The following is a 16497-nucleotide window of genomic DNA, read 5'->3' on the forward strand; positions in this document are numbered from 1 at the left end:
TAGATTCGCTATACAAAGGCCACAGTTGGCATCAGAAGAAGCATCACATTGTCACATCATCGCGGCTTGAGGAGCACCGCTCGAATGCCTGGGTTGTAGCGTCGTAAAGATCGAACTCTGCAACCACCCTCTGTAGCTCTTGATCGTTCATGCAAAAGATTTCTGTGTCGGGCCGCCTTAGGCTGGCGAACTCTTTGTGCAGCCTTGCTTCTGCTCTCAAGCTGGACTCCTCGTCCTGGAGCCTCAGCGACGCAAGCAAGCGACAAGGGCCAAACTGTTTTATCCTCTTAGGAATTGATCTGGCCTTGCCTATCTTGTAGTAGCTTCTTCCGCTGATGGTCATATCAAACGTCATCAACTGCACAAGGTATACATAGCTAGAGGTATCCTCGTCTAAGGTCTTAACAGCGAAAGCAGAGCCACTCTCGGGTTTCAGCATATGAGGTGGGTTCTTCCACCGCTTTGCTATATCAGCCATGATGGCTTTGGTCGCCATCGGACTGGACAAAAACTTGTATCGCTCACCGCTTGAGTAAATCGCCTCCCACTTCTTGCCCTTGGCTCTGATGATCGATGGGCTTTGGCCCTTCAGTCTCCAGGGGATGTCTTCATCAGCCTGGAAGCCACCTTCTTTCATGAGCGAGGCTGAATGGTAGATCCAGATCGTTCCTTTCTCTTTGTTGTCGAGGTCGCGCCAGAAGACAGTATATATGTCGATCTTGTCGGGATCCTTGATGCTTGGGACTGTTTTTATCAGTCCACCTCGGTCATCGCCAAGCCATCTAGCTCTCGGTCGTCTAGCCATCAGCTGAGGACCTATGAGGGACAAGAGACTCGGCCTGCAGGTGACACGCAATACTGCGGGTATTGCTGTGATCAAGCTCCTGCTCAATCTGAGGGGACGTCGATCCCGGAGCCTGTCGAGTGACAAGCAACCTTAACCACCATGACGGCAGCAAGACATCACAGCAGACTAGTACCGCTGAGGATGTCATGTAAGTAGAACTTTGCCGGACTGAGGAGGGGATAAGTAGCCCTATCCAGCTCGAGGCAGCTTCCCCGGTCAGAACAGGATCCTCCACCAGCACCGTGTCTCTCACCTTCACCCGGAGGAAGGCGGTCGGGTCGGCTTGGCGGAGGGGTTCAGCTGCGGAGGTCACCGGTGGTCTGAGGTGTATGGGGCGGTGCACGCTGATTTGTTTCCGGCTCAGAAGCAGTTGCGGAAGAACTGCCCGCCCACGGTCTGGCTGGTGCAGGTGCGGCCTTTGCCGCCGCCTCGGGCGGGACGCCAGCTCTCCACCGTGACGGCGCCGACTCGCTGGCGGCTGTAGGTCGTGTTCGGCAGAACGTGGCGGTCGCGGATGGCAGGCCGTCGGTGGCCGTAGCCGTATCCATCGGCCGCGGCCGTGGGCGCCACCAGCAGGGCTGCGGCCAGGGCGACGAGGGATCGGTTCATCGGTCGGAAGGCAAGGGGTCTGTGGATCCTTCAGGGTCGGCTCGCATTGCCGCTTTCCGCACAGCTTCGGCCAGGTTCTCGTAGGCCACAGGGGCCCCAGCAATGGCCTGAAGCGGCCTCAGCCCGATGGTCTTCTGTTGCGGCAGGTCACCGGTGCGCACCACGTAGAACTCCCACTGGCTGAGGTCGGTGGGGACCACCGTGGCGAAAGTCTTGTGTGCGAGCAGGGCGAAGACGTAGACGTCCGCCTGACGTTTGGTCACGGCCTCGTACTTCCCAGTCGCACTGTCCCAGGCGCGGGTCGGTGCGATCCCGAACGACGGGCGACTGGGTTGGCGCTGGGGCCAGCTCTGCAGGAAGGCGCTGCTCTTAACCTCCACCTTCGTGCCGTCAGGGCAGACCACATCAACAGCGGCCCACTCTTCGCGGGCGCTATGAGCGCCCCCCAGGGCTTTGGTGACGAGGAACTCGGCGAGGAGGCCTCGCTGGGTGTTGTCCAGAAGGTTTCCGCCGCTCCAGCGCCAGAAATCGAGGAGGGTGCCCCCGGCAAGCGGCTCTGATCCAGTCAACGGCATTGGCATGGTCCTGGCAGAGGGGGATATCAAGAGCTATCGATGGGGCCGAGCCAGAAACAAGCCATGCAGTCCATGCCGGACAAGCCGAGTCAGGAACAAGCCGTGTGGGCCATCCCACCGATGCCGGATAAACCACGCATCAGAAAGGTCTACCAAGTACATGGTTTCCCTGATATCAAGAAGGAGGAGGATGCCATAGCCTGCGCAGAGTGGATGCAAATCGCAAGGCAGATAGCCGTACTATTAATTGCAGCCAATAGTTCAGACAGTGATGACGACGGTTCTTGGCGCGTGGATCTTGATGATAACGATGCGTGGAGACAACGTCTCTCCATCTCGGAACTGGTAGAACTCTTCATTAAGTCCCCATCGATGTGTCGGGAAATAGCCGACCTAGCGGCCAAGGCTCCCGCGCTCCCGAAGTCTGTGAAGCGCCTGAGTGGGCAGACCTTCAATTACACGGTATACGACTACGACTAGTCGCGCGACTAGTCCTACGGTCCGGCACAATTCCTGCAACAAGTCGCCGTGTCCTCTGCACCCACCACCATCGCCGGCCAGTCAGCCCGGACGCACGCCCTGGCCGAGCAGGAGGGGGGCTGAGGGCCCCAAACAGGGGAGCTACACACGATCTGCACACCTTTCCCGGGCATCCGGAGAACAACTCAGGACACAACTGGGATCTCAGGCCCGACACCGGCGCCTTCGGAGCGGGGGTGCTGGCGGGCTGGAGCGAGGCCGGTGACCGGCCGGACTTCAAGATCGTGACCGGCATCAGCACCGGCTCCCTGCAGGCGACCTTCGCCTTTCTCGGCCCGGAGCACGACGCCGATCTGGCCGCGCTCTACACGCGCACCAGCACCGAGGACATCTACACCGAGCGCGATCTGCTGAGCGCCCTGCTGCGGGAATCGATGTGGGACACGGCGCCGCTGCAGCGCCTGCTGGAGCGCCACATCACGAGCGAGCTGCTCGATGCGGTGGCGGCCCGGCACGCCCGCGGCCATCGCCTGTTCGTGGGCACCGCGAACATGGACACCGATGCCTTCACCATCTGGGACATGGGGGCGATCGCCAGCAGCGGGCGGCCCGACCGGCTGGAGCGCTACCGGCAGGTGCTGCTGGCCTCCGCCTCGATTCCGGTGCTGTTCCCGCCGGTGTACTTCCCGGTGCAGATCGACGGGCGCACGTATCACGAGATGCATGTGGATGGCGGCATCCAGGCGCAGCTGTTTCTGCGGGGATTCATGCTCGACATCATCGACGGAATCGAACGGGAGCGCCGCGATGCGCCATCGGAATGGTCGGTGTACCTGATCCGCAACGGGTGGATCAATGAGGCGATCGTGCGGGATGTGGTGGAGCCTTCATCGATCGCCATCGCATCGGCCACGATCGATCAGCTGGTGGAACTGAGCAACGATGCCAGCCTGTTCCGCGCCTACATGCTCGCCGAGCGCCGCGATCTGGACTTCCATCTGGCAGCGATTCCCGACGGGGCCTTCCCGGGTTTCGATGCCCTGCGCTTCGACACCGGCGCCATGCAGGAGCTCTATGACTTCGCCTACAACGCAGCCCGCACCGGCTACGACTGGGAAGCCCGTCCGCCCAGCCTGGACCGGAGGGAGTGGGTCCGGCCCTGACGCGCCGAGGCCAGGGCTGAAACACCTGGCACAAAGCAGCGGGGCGGCCAGGCCCCCCGCTGCAGCAGAATGCGATGAGTGAAACGATCCAAGCCATGAAAGAGGTGAGCCTGCTGGAAATGGTGCTGCGATCGCTGGCGAAGATTGCAGCCGGCTCAGGCATTGCGGCCTTCCTGATCTGGATCACCGTGGTGATGCTTGATGTGAAGCACATGAACTCGGGCTTCACACTGCCGTAGGCCTCGGGCTGCGTCACCACGGAATCGAGTGGGCAGGCCTCCGGGTCCCCGGCACCGAAAGCCGGGTGGCCTGCCGGTGCCGAGGGTCAGACCAACCCAAAGCTGTCGATGAGGTCGGGGGCGCCGGCGAAGCTGCCGGGATTGGCACTAGCAAGGATCTGATCCGCGAGCGTGCCCACGATCAGGCGGCCAGGGTCGATGGCCCCGGGGGCCACTCCCTCCACCAGAGCAGCGATCTGCAGGCCACCATCGTTCACGCCCAGAACGGTGTTGGCGCCGTTGGCGACGACCACCAGATCGGCAAGCGAACTGACTCCCGGGAGCACCAGATAGTCACTGGTGACGTCGTAGTCCTTGATGACATCCGCCTCGGCGAGGTTGGGCGTGAGATTGGCACCAGCCGCTGTGGCATCCGTACGCATCACGAAGAAGTCGCTGCCTCCGTTCCCCCAGAGCTCATCACTGCCGAGGTCGCCAATGAGGATGTCACGGTTGGTCCCACCGATGAGGTCATCGTTGTCCTGCCCTCCCCTGAGGATCGATTTACCGTTGTTGGAGCCGACCACAGTGTCGTTGCCCTTGTTGCCGTTCAGCCAGTCGGCACCGCCGACATCACCGTAGAGGGAATCGGCCTCCATCCCGCCGATGAAGTAGTCGCGGCTGTTGCCTTTGCCGAACATGGTGTCAGAGCCTTTGTTGCCATTCCCCTGGTTGTCCCAGCCGGGAGAGTCAAAGCTGGTGCCGGTGAAGCTGTCGTTGCCGTTGAAAAGACGGAACCACTGGCCTCGAATGGTCTCATAACCGGCATCGACATCAATCGTGTCGGTGAGATCGGAAAAGTTGACGACGCCATCGGCGTCAACGATGAATTGGTTGGCGATCGGGCTTGGAGTTGTCATGGGTCATGCAAGCGGTGGATCAGAGACGAGAGGGTCATGTCTCATCTCCTCCACAGCCTGTTGCTGATCGAGCCGCGAATTAACCCGTCAGAAAAGAATCACAGGTCCATGTGATTGCGGACAGGCGCAGGTGTGATCTGGATCAAGGTCAACGTGGTCTGGCCGACCAGAACGTGCACATCGCCGCCGAGCGACGGCCGATGTCCGCCCGCAGGCAACCGATGTGGGTCGCATTCGGTCGATCCAGAAGGATGCTGCGGTGAAGGGGTGAGGGGAGCCAGGTCTCCACGATCCGATCGGTGTTCCACTGGCCGGTGGGGTGGGGGCAGGCGATCACCTCACTGGTGGGCATGAGTTCGTACCGGCTGGCGGAGAACTGCTGCACGGCCGTCCAGCGCGCCTCGTCGTGGTCGCAGCGGTTGCTGCGCAGGATGCCCACGAGCACGGGCTGGAGATAGGTGATGTTGGTCTGCGCCAGCGCAGCGGGCAGGGGCAGCAGCGCCGGTCGGCCGTTGTCGGCCCGGACCCGGTTGATGCTGGCCACCAGGGGATCCCGTGACGGCTGCAGCGCCTCGGCGGGAACACCGGAGGAGGGTGGCGGCAGTTCCGGCCAGTTGCGCTCGATCGAGCGCCGGAGCTCGTCCTCATCCGCCAGAGGCGTGGTGAAGTCGTCGAACAGGGGGCCATCGAGCACCTCCTGAATCTCGGCAGCGGTGAGGCGGCGGCTGGCGATCACGGCACCGTGAGGAGCCAGCCGTGAGCGGGTCCCCTCCGCCAGCACGGTGCCGGGGGTTCCATCCGGCTGGCCATCGCGCAGAGGTTGCACCTCCACGCTGCCTTCGAGCACGAGCACCTCGGTCTCCTCGGCGCCGTCAGCCGCGGCGGCGCCGTCAGCCTGACCCATCACGTAGTTGGTGCCGCGCACACTCAGCCGGGCCGAGCGGACGCAACCGTTCTGGCGGCCGGACACGAGGATCTGGCCCTGCCGCAGCAGGAAGCAGGCGCTGCCGAGCCGGATGGTGGAGAAGCGGTTCAGACGGCCGGACGCGCCGGTGTCGAACCCGAGCTGGGCGCGGCTCTCGCCGGTGCGCACCGCCTGGGGCGTGATGGCGCGGTCGGGCACGGCCGCACGGCGGGCATCGATGAACAGCTCATCGCCATCGAGCACCTCCTGCACCACCGCCGAGGAGGGGGTGTCGGCATGAGCGGGCAGCGGCAAAGCGAGGGACACCGCGAGTGCGGCAGCCACGGTCCGGAATCGACGCCGGGTCAGTCCCTGCTGCAGACACGGGATGCCGCAACCAGTCATGGCGAGGAGCGCTCCTCCCCGTCCTGTAGCTCAGATCGCGGCCAGTGGCGCTCCGGCGGAATGGCGGGCGGGAGCAGCGGAGCGACGCACGAACGTGGCCAGCCGGGCCAGCGGCGAATGCTGACGGCGGGCCCGGCGGCGGCACTGGTCCCGGTAGGGCCGATCCACCGCCTCCATCGCCGCATCGTCGTCGTGGTCCGAAACCCCGTACAGCAAGGCGATCACGCGATCGGTGTCCATGCCCTCGGCGGCCACTTCCTGCCAGAGCCGCTCGGTGCGGTGCCGATCGGCACGGATGAACTGGGCCTCCACCAGCTGACGGGCCAGCTGAAACACCAGCTGCCGTTCCTTGAACTCCGAAAAGCTTCCCTCGAACGCCATCGGATAGCAGGCAGCTGCACGCGCCATGGTTCCTCCAGTACTGAACGGCTGTTGCGGGTCTAGGAACAGCGGGTGAGCCCCTGCCAGAGACCCGCCCTGATGCACACGATTCGTATCGGTTGCTACCAACAGGGTCGCGCAGTCCGGCCATCAGCCAGCTCCTGCTCGGCCCAATCATCCGCTCGCGCCCGAGTCAGCAAGACGCTCCGCCAGCTGGGCAACGCTGATCAGATCGGCATACCCCTTGAAGCAGGACAGGGCCGCCTGATGGCGCTGGAGGCTCTCCGCCATGCAGGCATCGTGCAGGCAGATCACTCGATAGCCGCGATCGGCGGCATCCTTCACGGTGTGATCGATGCACTGGTCCGTGAGCAGGCCGGCCACGATCAGCACCTCGATGCCGATGTTGCGCAGCAGGTAATCCAGGGTCGTGGAGGAGAAGGGCGAGGAGGAACTCTTCGGCAGCACCAGTTCATCGGCCAGCGGCCGGAGCGGCTGGATCACCCGGGCCGCACGGGACCCCGGCGCGAAGCCCATGCCGCAGCGTTTGTAATCCGCACTCCGGTCCCGTCCGTCGGCCGTGAGGTTGGCGATCACGGTGTGAATCACCTCCAGGCCGTGCCGGCGAGAGAGGGCGAGGGCCTGCTGGAGCCTCGGCAGGGTCTGCTCCGTGAAGCGTTGCCGGAAGGCCCCATCCCGGGGCGGCTGATCGAGACCGCAGGTGCCGTGCTGCAGGTCCACCAGCAGGAGGGCGGCACGATCAGGCCAGGAGTCCATGCAGTCAGGGGAACAGCCCATGGAGAAGGGGGGCGGGTCACACCAGCCGCCCCACTGTCGCCAGCACCAGGTCAGAGGGCCAGCACCGGGTCAGAGGACTTGCGGCTGGGACACGGTGATACGTTCCAATCGGGGCTTCGGGTCACTGCACTCCGAGCACTCCGGCTCATCCACACCATCCGTCATGCGCACTGCCCGACGTCGCGTTGCGTCCCTGTTCAGTTCCGCGTTGCTGCTGAGCAGCATCGGAGCCGCCATCGCCCCACCGAGCCGGGCCGAGGTGCTGGTGCGCGCCCAGGGCCGCTGCAAGCTGGTGAGCGGCGGGCTGAAGGATTACAACGGCCACTGCCTGTTCAAGCACAAGGCCGCCGGTGGCAGCGATGTGTTCGTGGTGCGGCTGGACGACGGGTCGAACTTCGTCTTCCGCGGGCCCAACACCCAGGCCCTTTCGGTACAGACCTACAGCGGCATCCGCAATGTGCGGCACAAAGCGGAGCGTGATCACGACGTGTTCATCTGGGACGATGAGGGTGAACGCCGACGCCTGTCGGTGCGGCTGGACCACGTCCAGAACCCGGATGTGACGTTCGAGGATGAGCCCCAGCAGGCCTCAACAGGAGCCCTGGTGGGTGCAGCCGTGGGCGCCCTGATCGGCAACCTCATCGGCGGCGGCGACAGCAGCACCAGCACGAGCCGCTCCCGTGAGAGCGCCAGCGTCGGGGCTCCGGTGGGTGAGCTGCAGGATCTCGTTGGTCGCAAGGGCGGCCAGGCTGAGCCCAACCTTGTGCGCCGGGGCTACATCTATCGCGGCGGCAGCACCGGCATCTCCAGCAAGTTCTCCTTCTGGGAGCAACCCGGCACCGGCAACTGCGTCGGCATTGAGACGTCCGATGGCCGCTACCAGAAGATCGTCTACGCCGATCGCAGCAGCTGCGATTAAGGAGTCGGCCGCAGCAGGCGGGCGGTGCTGCTGCGGCCTTCCCGCACTGCATCGTCCAGCGGCGTGTTGCCCCAGCGGTCGCGGGCCGTGCGGCTGGCGCCGTAGCCCAGCAGGAAACGCACCACGCCTCCGTGCCCTTCCGATGCCGCGAGGTGCAGGGCCGTGCGGCCGTCGTAGTCGGAGTGGTTGGGGTTCACGCCGCGGGCGAAAAACCGGCGCATGCTGGTCAGATCACCCAGGCTGGCGGCCCAGATGAAGGCGATCAGGTCGGTCGTGACCTGGTTCTGCACCCGGAAGCGCTGCTGCGACCGCATGGCCCCGTCGTGCCGGCCAGGGCGTGAGCGGGCTTGCAGCAGCGCCATCACCTCGCTCTGGCCGAACTGGAGCGCATCATCCAGGGGGGTGTTGCCCCAGCGATCGAGCGCCAGCGCGTCGGCACCCTGATCCAGCAGCAGGTGCACCACATCGCAGTGCCCCTCAGCGGCAGCCAAATGCAGAGCCGTGCGGCCGTCGTAATCGGGTGCGGAAGGATCGGCACCCATGGAGAGCAGATGCTCCACCGCCATGATGTCGCCGTGGCTGGCGGCTTCGATGAAGGTGGCCTTCTCCTGGGATTCGATCTGGATGTAACTCACCAAGGGGTTGAGCTTGGTGCTGCGCAGATCAATCGAATCGAAGGCATGCAGGCTGAAGCGATCCACCAGAGCCTTGGCGAACTGCACGCCACGCACGCTGTTGCCGCAGCCATCCAGGCGGGGCGAGAAGATGCAGATCCCCATCACGTTGGGAACCACCACCATCACAGCGCCGGACACGCCTGATTTGGCCGGCAGCCCCACGCGGAAGGCCCATTCACCGCTGTAGTCGTACATGCCGCAGCTGCTCATCAACGACAGGCAGGCCTGCACGGTGAGGGGCGTGAAGAGGCGGTCGTTGGTGATGGGATTGGTGCCTCCCTTGGCCAGGGTGCTGGCCAGTGTGGCCATCTGGAGGCTGTTGACCTGCAGCGAGCAGGTGCGGAAGTACAAATCGAGCGTGGCATTCAGATCCGTCTCGTCCGGAAACGCGCCCTTTTCCATCATGTAGTGGGCCAGAGCCCAGTTCCGGTGCGCCGTGCCCGACTCCGAACGCCAGACCGACGCATCGAAGCCCACCGGTTCGCCGCCGCACAGCCGCTGCCAGGCGGCGCGCACGGCCTCGAGACGCTGATCCACGGGCAGCCCACGCTCGACCAGCGAGCACACCATCATCGCGCCCGCATTGATCATCGGATTGTGTGGCAGACCGGCGCCGTTGAGGGTCAGCTCGTTGAACACCCGGCCGGACGGCTCGCGGCCCACGTGGGCGTGCACCCTGGCCAGGCCGTTCTGCTCCACCGCCAGGCAGTAGTTGATGGTCTTGCAGGTGCTCTGGGCACTGAAGCGCGCTTCACAGTCACCGAGCAGGAGCTGCTGGCCGTCCACCGTGACCACCGCCACCGCGAAGCGATCGGGATCCGCATCTCGAAGCTCGGGGATGTAAGCCGCATTGGCACCGCCGCTGTTGGCCAGACACTCGCTGTAGAGCTGGCGGATCTGGTTGGAGAACAGATGAAAGTCCGGAATGGTGACGCGACCCTGCACCACACGCGTGAACAGGGAGATGTTGGAGCGGATGCACTCCAGCAGGGTTGTGGCATCCATGCCGGATTGCTGCTCCGGCGTCAGCGCCGCGATTCGGGCAAAGGAGGACGCCAGCTGTGATCGGTTCGGATCGATTCCTGCCAGACGCAACACATGCTGCAGCGTGCGCAGCGACACCCGGCCGTCGTGATTGAGATCCAGCGAATCAAACAGGCGCTGCTCGTCCTCATTGCGGGGCGGCTGCGGCGAGGCCGACATACCCTTGCGTTCCTTGTCCTGCGTCAGCACGGGATCCGATTGCGCCCGGGCCAGCCTGCAGAACGGGGCGAGGGCTGGTCAAGCAGACCCTGCCAACCAGCGCCGATCAGCGATCACGGTTGCTCCGGTGGTCCTCCCATAACCTTCGTCTGGGTGGGGTGAGTCCGGCGATGCGATCCAAGCTCAGGCGGTGGAGAGCTCTGGAGCTGATGGGTTGGCTGCCGCTGGCCCTGGTGTTCGCAGGATGTGGCACGGGTCCGGAGGTCGGGCCAGCCGAGCCGCAGGGGGACGAGCCCTCCACCGTCGCCATTCCCAAGACGTTCGCGCCCTTCGGAGAGGGCTATCCCGGAGCGGGAGATCCCTGCAGGCGCCTGGGTGAGAGCGACACCACGCGGCCGTTCCTCGACCATGAGACCACCCTGGTCGGCTGCCCCGATCCCGCCGCAGCCGGAGCTCTGGAGGGCCGCACCATCGCCGTGATCGACGGGATCACCCTCGTGTCGATCCCTCAGAGTGGCGCCGCGGTGGTGGAGGAGTGGCCTGACCCACCGGACCCGGAAACGGGCTACAACGCCACAGCAGACGTCTTCTGCGGTTTTGCGGGTGCGGAGCCGACCGATCGCTGTTCCGCCGGCGTGAAACGGCGTTGGGGCAGTGACGGCACCACGCTGGTGGAGATCCAGAAGCCGGATGGTCGAGCCCGAGCGATTTACTTCCAGGGGGTGACTCCCTACGGAGCGGACAGTGCGGAGGCCGACGGCTCTGCCGGCTGGGACTTCACGGTGGAACGTGAGGACGACTGGAACGAGATTCGCTATGGCCCGGAGCGCTACCGGATTCCCGATGCGCTGGTGATCGGAGGCTGACAGCGCGAGCCGGAACCGCCATCAGAACGGGATCAGGCTCAGTCCTTGTTGGGGGCTGACTCCTGGTCCGAGAGCGGCTCGGTGACCGGCAGAACAGGGGGTTCGTCTGGCGAAACGGATTGAGGTTCGTCCGGCGGGAAGAGAAACGTGCCCGCCAGCTGCTGGAGGATGCGATTGGCATTGGCGGAGAGTTGTTTGATCTCTCTCAAAGTCTCTGAAAGAGCCGGAGACGTCTCCTGCAGAGCCGTGCTGGCTTCGTCGGAAGCGGAACCGATCTGTTCGCCCGTCTGTTGGTACAGACGCAGCGTCTCGCGTGTCACCGACGCCGTCCGAACCGTCTCGGACTCGGCGGTCCGGGCGAGCCGTCTGACGTCCGTGAGGGTGCCATCCACCTGATCGACGGCATCGGGCAGATCCTCCTCCACCACAGAGGCAATCGCCTGGAGTGTGGTGTCGAGCTGCAGGCGCGTTTCGGCCAGATCCTTGAGAAGGTCGGCAGGGCGGCTGGCCGGCTGGAAGGGCAGACGCAGATCAACAACCGGAGCACTCTCACCGGCTGGCGTGATGTCCGGCGTGAGGATCACAACGGTGTCTCCCACCAGCCCCTCCTGAGCACTGCTCGCATGGCTGGCAGGGCCGATCAGTCTGCGGTAACGCGGCAGGATCAACAGGGTGACATCGACCAGGCCATCGCTGGCCATCGACACCTCGGACACCTTGCCAATCCGAAAGCCCGACAGGGTGACGTTGTTGCCTGGCCAGAGGCCGGTGGCATCATCCGTGCGGAATCGCACCACTGTGCTGTCTCGCCACTTCAGAGACCGTTGCGTTAGCGACGCAGCCACCCAGAGGGAGAGGCCGATGGACGCCAGCAGGAAAAACGCGCCCAATCGATCGCTGACCGTGATCCGCCGGTCGCGGCCTGAATCCATGGGGTTCGTCATGCGCGGGATCCTGAGAAGGGAGGCAGGACGAGCAGAAGGATGGCCTGGAGAATGAGAAGCGCCATGAGACATTCCGTCAGAGCATCAGCCAGCTGCAGAGCGACGTGACCAGCCGAGCGTGTGATCGCCGCAAGCTTGCGTTGCAGGATGAGATAACAGGTGGCGGTGAACACGGCGGCCTGACCGAAGCACTGGAGCACAAGACCAGGCCTGGACAAACGAATGATCTCGTAGAGCTCACTCTGAAGGCCCTGGCCGGATCGAGGGGCCATCAGCAGACCGCCGAGGATCGCCCCACCCTGAAACCAGGGCAGCAGAAGCAGCGAGGCCAGCACGGCGGTTGCAACCCATCCGGGCCAGGCCAGCACGTCATGGCCCCGGACGGAACTGGCCGGGCCAGTCGGTCGCCTGGAATGGAGATGCAGAGGGGCGCAGCGCAGAGCCCAGATCAGGCTGACGCCGAAGGGGGTCACAAACTGCAGCGTGAACAGCGTCAGCAACTTGAGGCTCTGATTCGTGCTCACGCCCAGGATGGAAGACTGCCCGTAGACGATGGCCGCTCCGATGCAGGCCCCGCAGATCAGGGCCAGCGGGGCAGACCGTCCGATCTGTCTGGAAAGCAGCCGTCCGGTCGATCGCATGGGCAGCGGGTCATGAAGGCGCGCTGGGTCCGGACTCGGTGCAGCTGAGCTCATGCGAACCGGATTCAGAGTGTCACCAGGCCGGATCAGCGCGTCACCGGCGTGGACTGACGAGCGGAAAGAAGCTCGGCCGGCGTGCCGACAAAGCGTGCCGTCCCGCGATCCATCACCAGAATGGTGTCAGCCAGTTCCAGCACCTCCGGCAGTTCGCTGGAGATCAGGGTGATGCGGCACTGCTTGCTCTCCTGCAGATAGCGCAGCGCAGCCTGCACCTGATCCGCGGTGTAGGAGTTGAAGGGGTGATCGAGGATGGCGATGGTTGGCTCACTCAGGAGGCAGCGAGCCAGGGAAATGCCGGCTGCGGTTGCGAAGGAGAAGCTGGCCGGACGGGTGGGATCCACCGCCTGATCGAGGTCGGCCGCAGAGGTGAGACCCGGAATGCGCAGGCGGGCCGCCAGATCGAGGATGGCCTGATCGGAGAGGTTCGGATTGCTCACCAGGAAGTTGGAGCGCACCGTGCCCGGGATGAGGTGGTGATCGCGGGTGACCAGGCCAACCGCCTCACGCAGCTGGGTCAACGGATATTGGCGGTGGCTGATGCTGTCGAGCAGGATCTCACCGGAGCTGGGATCCACATGGCCGCAGAGCAGGTCAAGCAGGTTGTGGCGGCCGCTGTCCTCCTTGCCGGTGAGGGCGAGAATCTCACCGCGCTGCACCTTGAAGCTCAGGTTGCTCAGCTGATAACCCTGCAGGGCATTGAGGCGGAGGCTCACCGAGCGGAACTCCAGCGACTGGCGCGGCATCGGCAACACCCATTGCGTGGTGAGTGGCGTGCTCTCTTCTGCCGGGGCCTCCATGAACTGGTTGAGCTGCAGGGCCACCGGCCGCATGCGAGACCACTGACTGATGGCCTGATACAGGCTCTGAATCGGACGGAAGATGCGCCAGACAAAGAACATGGCCGCGATCAGGCTGCCCAGCGGAATCACCGTGCTCGCCACGGGTTCGGCCGAGGAGATCGACACCGCGGCCCCCACGGCCAGCACCAGGGCGCCGGCGATCTGGGAAAACTGAACCGTGAGCGCCCCGAGCCGGGCCTGGAGGCGCCGGTTGGGCAGACCATCGGCGAGGGACTGGGCTGAGGCCAGCTTGAGGCGATTGAACCAGATGCGTTCCTGACCGGTCTTCTTGATGGTGGGATACTGCTCAATCGCATCCATCAGCAGCGTTTCGTAATTGGCATGCGAGGCCTGCTGGGACACCGAGAACAGGGTCTGGGTGATGCCGGCGAAGGCGAGGATGCCACCGAAACAGATGGCGATCGCCGCAACGGTGATGAACATCAGCGGGATGCTCATGCTGGCAATCGCCAGCAGGTAGATCGGCACGTAGGGCAGATCCAGCAGTGACAGGGCCAGGGGGCCGTAGATGTAGGTGGAGAGCTGGTCGTAGGTCTGCAGGCGCCGGTTCAGGCTGAGGGCAGACACGCGGTTGACTGTGCCCAGGCGCGACCGCAACAGCTTCTCGAGCACACCACTGGAGGCTTTGAACTGAAGCCGGGCTGAGGCCTGATCCAGGCTGATCCGCCGGCGACGTTCGATCCAGACCTGCAGCCAGGTGGCCAGCAGAGGGATCGGAAACAGGGCCAGGAGATTGCGGGCACTGTCGCCGGCAATCTCGATGTTGTAGACGGCTCGAATGTAGAAGGGAAGAACCAGCGCAAGCAGGTTGATGCCCAGCGAGGCCAGCAGGAGCCTGGTGAACAGGTGGCGATCAAGCACCACCTGCTTCAGCAACCAGTTCTTCGAGCGGGTTCGCGCAGCGGAGGGACGCTTTCGGAACGCCAGCACCGTCGTCAGTGCCGTTCCCTGAGGGGTGGTCAGGTCGGAATCCAGTGGGCTGGCGTCAGTCGGCAGAAAAAGCTGCCCGTCTTGCGCCACGAACAGGCGCACCGACTGGCGGATGGACGGTGCCGTGCCCGTGACCGTGCCAACGCTGTCCGCCATCGGATGCGGCTGGGCGTCGTAGCCGAGTGTGTCCAGCGTGGCGAGGATGTCGGCCAGGGAGCGTGCGCTGTCGCTGCCGTTCAGAGCGTTGCGCAACTGAATCGCCTCGCCCTGCCAACCCAGCTCGCTGAGGAGACGGGAGAGGATGCGGCTGTTGCGGTCGGGGAACCTGCCGAGCACAGCGCTCACCGGTGAGGCTTCGGCCCCGGCATGTGCAGCCGCTGCATCGGGCTGCGATGGCCCGGTTCCGTTGGCTCCGTTGGGCATGGTCACTGGGCGATCGCGCTGCGGGCGGCCATGAGGCGGCCCTCTTGCCAGTCATGAACCTGACTCACCATTGGCGGCACCGGAAGGCGGGGGTTGCGATGGGCGATGACGATCGAACACGGCGGCGGCAGGGCCAGAAGCCAGTTGATCGCCTCACTGCTCATGTACACCTCACTGAAATCCGCCAGCAGGATGGCGGCGCCATTCAGGAGGGCAGAAACCACCCGCAACTGGAACAGCAGCAGACGGGGAAGATGAACGGTTTGCTGAGGACCCACCACCGTGTCGTAACCGGACGGCAGCAGGCCGATGGCTGAACTGAGGCCCAGGTCATCGCAGAGCTGAACCGCGGGTTTGCCGAGGCGCTCGACTCGGCCGGTGGTGATCCACTCCAGGATGGTGCCGCCCGGCAGGCGATACTCCGGCGCCAGGAGCGGCATTCTCTGGCGGAGCGTGGGCCCGTCGTAGGCCGAGGTGGGCCGTGAGGCATAGGTGAGGGAACCGGACTGGATCGGATGGAGGCCGATCAGGGTGAGGAAGAGAAGGCGGTTGTGTCCGGGATGGCCGCCACGGATCAACATGCGCGCGCCCACCGGGACGGCGAGATCGGAAACACTGAGGCTTTGGTCCTGATCCAGCAGCTTGAAGCTCAGATTGCGGGCGGATAGCTCACCGGAAGCCGGCACGTCAGGACGCTCGTCATGCACGATCGCCGGATCCTCAGGCAAACCGAGCACGGCATCGCTGAGATCGGCCGCGATGCGGGCGGAGTTGGCGTAGGCCAGCGATCCGATCCAACGCACCACCGGTCCTGTGACCTGCCCCGACAGAAGGGTGCAGGCCGCCAGCGCACCCACCGTGAGGCGGCCGTTGATCACGAACAGGCCGCCCACCGTCACGATGATGATCTGGGTCCACTGCGACACGATCGACGAACTGGATTGCAGCGCCGCCTGGGTGGAGGCGTAAGCCAGGCGCCTGCGCCTGGATTCGGCCAGCTCGTTCGACTCGATCTGCCGGCAGGTGAAGGCCTCGAGGTTGAGATCTTTGAGGGGTCCGGCCCCGACCAGAGAGGAGGCCATCACGTCCTGGCAGTGAACCTCCGCCAGCACCTTGTCGCGCTCGAGACGGGCCAGTTGCCTGGCCAGGGTCCAGGAGCAAAACGAGGCAGGAAGAGCCACAGCCAGGGGAATGAGCACCAGCCAGTGGCCGATGAGCAGGAGAACGATCAGGTAGAGACCCGCGAAGGGGAGGTCAATGCGTTCGACAATCCACTTTTGCTCAAAGGTGCGAGCCAGAACGGATCCGGAATTCAGCTGGCGGAAGCGCAGCCCCCTGCTGGTGTCATTGAGGTGTACGTAGGCCGATCCCAGCCAACCCTTGAGCAGATCCACGCGCTGCTGGTGCTCGCGCGATGCCGTGTACCACGACAGAACTCTTGACTTCAGAAAGAGAAAGAACAGGCTGGCGCCGAACGCGAGCAGCAGCAGGGCGGAGAGAACGATGAGGGCCTCGGTGGAACGGCGCGGGATGACGGCGACATAAATGGTGTTGATGTACAGGGGCACCGCGAGCGCCAGAAGATTGATCGCAATCGTGGACAACACCACACTGCGGCAATCCGGATCCGACCAGAACGGCTGAGCTCCGGATCGCGATGGGTCAACACGGCCT

Annotated in this window: 17 protein-coding genes; 5 read left to right on the forward strand and 12 right to left on the reverse strand. The window is 64.4% G+C overall.

What is annotated here, in order from left to right:
- Window positions 1-43: 43 nt before the first annotated feature.
- The 3 genes from EVJ50_RS03930 to EVJ50_RS03940 all read right to left on the reverse strand — a co-directional run bounded on the left by EVJ50_RS03930 (window position 44) and on the right by EVJ50_RS03940 (window position 2037).
- Entirely contained in the window at window positions 44-805 is a 762-nt protein-coding gene (locus EVJ50_RS03930) for a GIY-YIG nuclease family protein (protein ID WP_150882454.1), read from the reverse strand.
- Between the two features lie 402 nt (window positions 806-1207).
- Window positions 1208-1456 (reverse strand): hypothetical protein, encoded by a 249-nt coding sequence (locus EVJ50_RS03935; RefSeq protein ID WP_150882455.1) that lies wholly within the window; start codon window positions 1454-1456, stop codon window positions 1208-1210.
- Window positions 1453-2037, reverse strand: a complete 585-nt coding sequence (locus EVJ50_RS03940) for a hypothetical protein (protein WP_150882456.1) — start codon at window positions 2035-2037, stop codon at window positions 1453-1455. Before EVJ50_RS03940 ends, EVJ50_RS03935 begins: the two co-directional genes overlap by 4 nt.
- 33 nt (window positions 2038-2070) lie before the next feature.
- Between EVJ50_RS03940 and EVJ50_RS03945 the strand changes: the two genes are divergently transcribed.
- The 3 genes from EVJ50_RS03945 to EVJ50_RS14510 all read left to right on the forward strand — a co-directional run bounded on the left by EVJ50_RS03945 (window position 2071) and on the right by EVJ50_RS14510 (window position 3913).
- On the forward strand, window positions 2071-2511 hold the full coding sequence (locus tag EVJ50_RS03945) for a hypothetical protein (RefSeq protein WP_150882457.1): 441 nt from the start codon (window positions 2071-2073) through the stop codon (window positions 2509-2511).
- Window positions 2406-3674, forward strand: coding sequence for a patatin-like phospholipase family protein (locus EVJ50_RS03950; RefSeq protein ID WP_225323071.1), 1269 nt, complete (start codon window positions 2406-2408; stop codon window positions 3672-3674). Before EVJ50_RS03945 ends, EVJ50_RS03950 begins: the two co-directional genes overlap by 106 nt.
- A gap of 74 nt (window positions 3675-3748) precedes the next feature.
- Entirely contained in the window at window positions 3749-3913 is a 165-nt protein-coding gene (locus tag EVJ50_RS14510; RefSeq protein WP_191964934.1) for a hypothetical protein, read from the forward strand.
- Between the two features lie 86 nt (window positions 3914-3999).
- Here the strand turns inward: EVJ50_RS14510 and EVJ50_RS14515 are convergent, their stop codons facing one another.
- The 4 genes from EVJ50_RS14515 to EVJ50_RS03970 all read right to left on the reverse strand — a co-directional run bounded on the left by EVJ50_RS14515 (window position 4000) and on the right by EVJ50_RS03970 (window position 7279).
- Window positions 4000-4812, reverse strand: coding sequence for a calcium-binding protein (locus tag EVJ50_RS14515; RefSeq protein ID WP_191964860.1), 813 nt, complete (start codon window positions 4810-4812; stop codon window positions 4000-4002).
- 148 nt (window positions 4813-4960) lie between these two features.
- On the reverse strand, window positions 4961-6061 hold the full coding sequence (locus tag EVJ50_RS03960) for a hypothetical protein (RefSeq protein ID WP_150882460.1): 1101 nt from the start codon (window positions 6059-6061) through the stop codon (window positions 4961-4963).
- Between the two features lie 90 nt (window positions 6062-6151).
- Window positions 6152-6529, reverse strand: coding sequence for a hypothetical protein (locus tag EVJ50_RS03965; protein WP_150882461.1), 378 nt, complete (start codon window positions 6527-6529; stop codon window positions 6152-6154).
- A 147-nt stretch (window positions 6530-6676) separates the two neighbouring features.
- Entirely contained in the window at window positions 6677-7279 is a 603-nt protein-coding gene (locus EVJ50_RS03970; RefSeq protein WP_150882462.1) for a cysteine hydrolase family protein, read from the reverse strand.
- A gap of 184 nt (window positions 7280-7463) precedes the next feature.
- On the opposite strand from EVJ50_RS03970, the gene EVJ50_RS03975 reads away from it, so the two are divergent.
- Window positions 7464-8219, forward strand: coding sequence for a hypothetical protein (locus EVJ50_RS03975; protein WP_225323072.1), 756 nt, complete (start codon window positions 7464-7466; stop codon window positions 8217-8219).
- On the opposite strand, the gene glsA is transcribed toward EVJ50_RS03975, so the two are convergent.
- Window positions 8216-10129, reverse strand: coding sequence for a glutaminase A (gene glsA / locus EVJ50_RS03980; RefSeq protein WP_150882463.1), 1914 nt, complete (start codon window positions 10127-10129; stop codon window positions 8216-8218). The genes EVJ50_RS03975 and glsA overlap by 4 nt on opposite strands.
- A 179-nt stretch (window positions 10130-10308) precedes the next feature.
- On the opposite strand from glsA, the gene EVJ50_RS03985 reads away from it, so the two are divergent.
- The gene (locus EVJ50_RS03985; protein ID WP_225323073.1) at window positions 10309-10965 is read left to right on the forward strand and encodes a hypothetical protein; all 657 of its coding nucleotides are present in this window, start codon (window positions 10309-10311) and stop codon (window positions 10963-10965) included.
- Window positions 10966-11003: 38 nt separating this feature from the next.
- Here the strand turns inward: EVJ50_RS03985 and EVJ50_RS03990 are convergent, their stop codons facing one another.
- From EVJ50_RS03990 to EVJ50_RS04005, 4 genes are all read right to left on the reverse strand, one after another.
- Window positions 11004-11759, reverse strand: coding sequence for an MlaD family protein (locus tag EVJ50_RS03990; RefSeq protein ID WP_191964861.1), 756 nt, complete (start codon window positions 11757-11759; stop codon window positions 11004-11006).
- A gap of 146 nt (window positions 11760-11905) precedes the next feature.
- A complete protein-coding gene (locus EVJ50_RS03995; RefSeq protein ID WP_150882465.1) occupies window positions 11906-12550 on the reverse strand; it encodes a hypothetical protein in 645 nt (214 codons plus the stop codon).
- A gap of 86 nt (window positions 12551-12636) precedes the next feature.
- Entirely contained in the window at window positions 12637-14823 is a 2187-nt protein-coding gene (locus EVJ50_RS04000; RefSeq protein ID WP_150882466.1) for an ATP-binding cassette domain-containing protein, read from the reverse strand.
- A gap of 2 nt (window positions 14824-14825) precedes the next feature.
- Entirely contained in the window at window positions 14826-16427 is a 1602-nt protein-coding gene (locus tag EVJ50_RS04005; RefSeq protein WP_191964862.1) for an ABC transporter transmembrane domain-containing protein, read from the reverse strand.
- Window positions 16428-16497 lie beyond the last annotated feature (70 nt).

Source organism: Synechococcus sp. RSCCF101, assembly GCF_008807075.1.
Taxonomy (GTDB): domain Bacteria; phylum Cyanobacteriota; class Cyanobacteriia; order PCC-6307; family Cyanobiaceae; genus RSCCF101.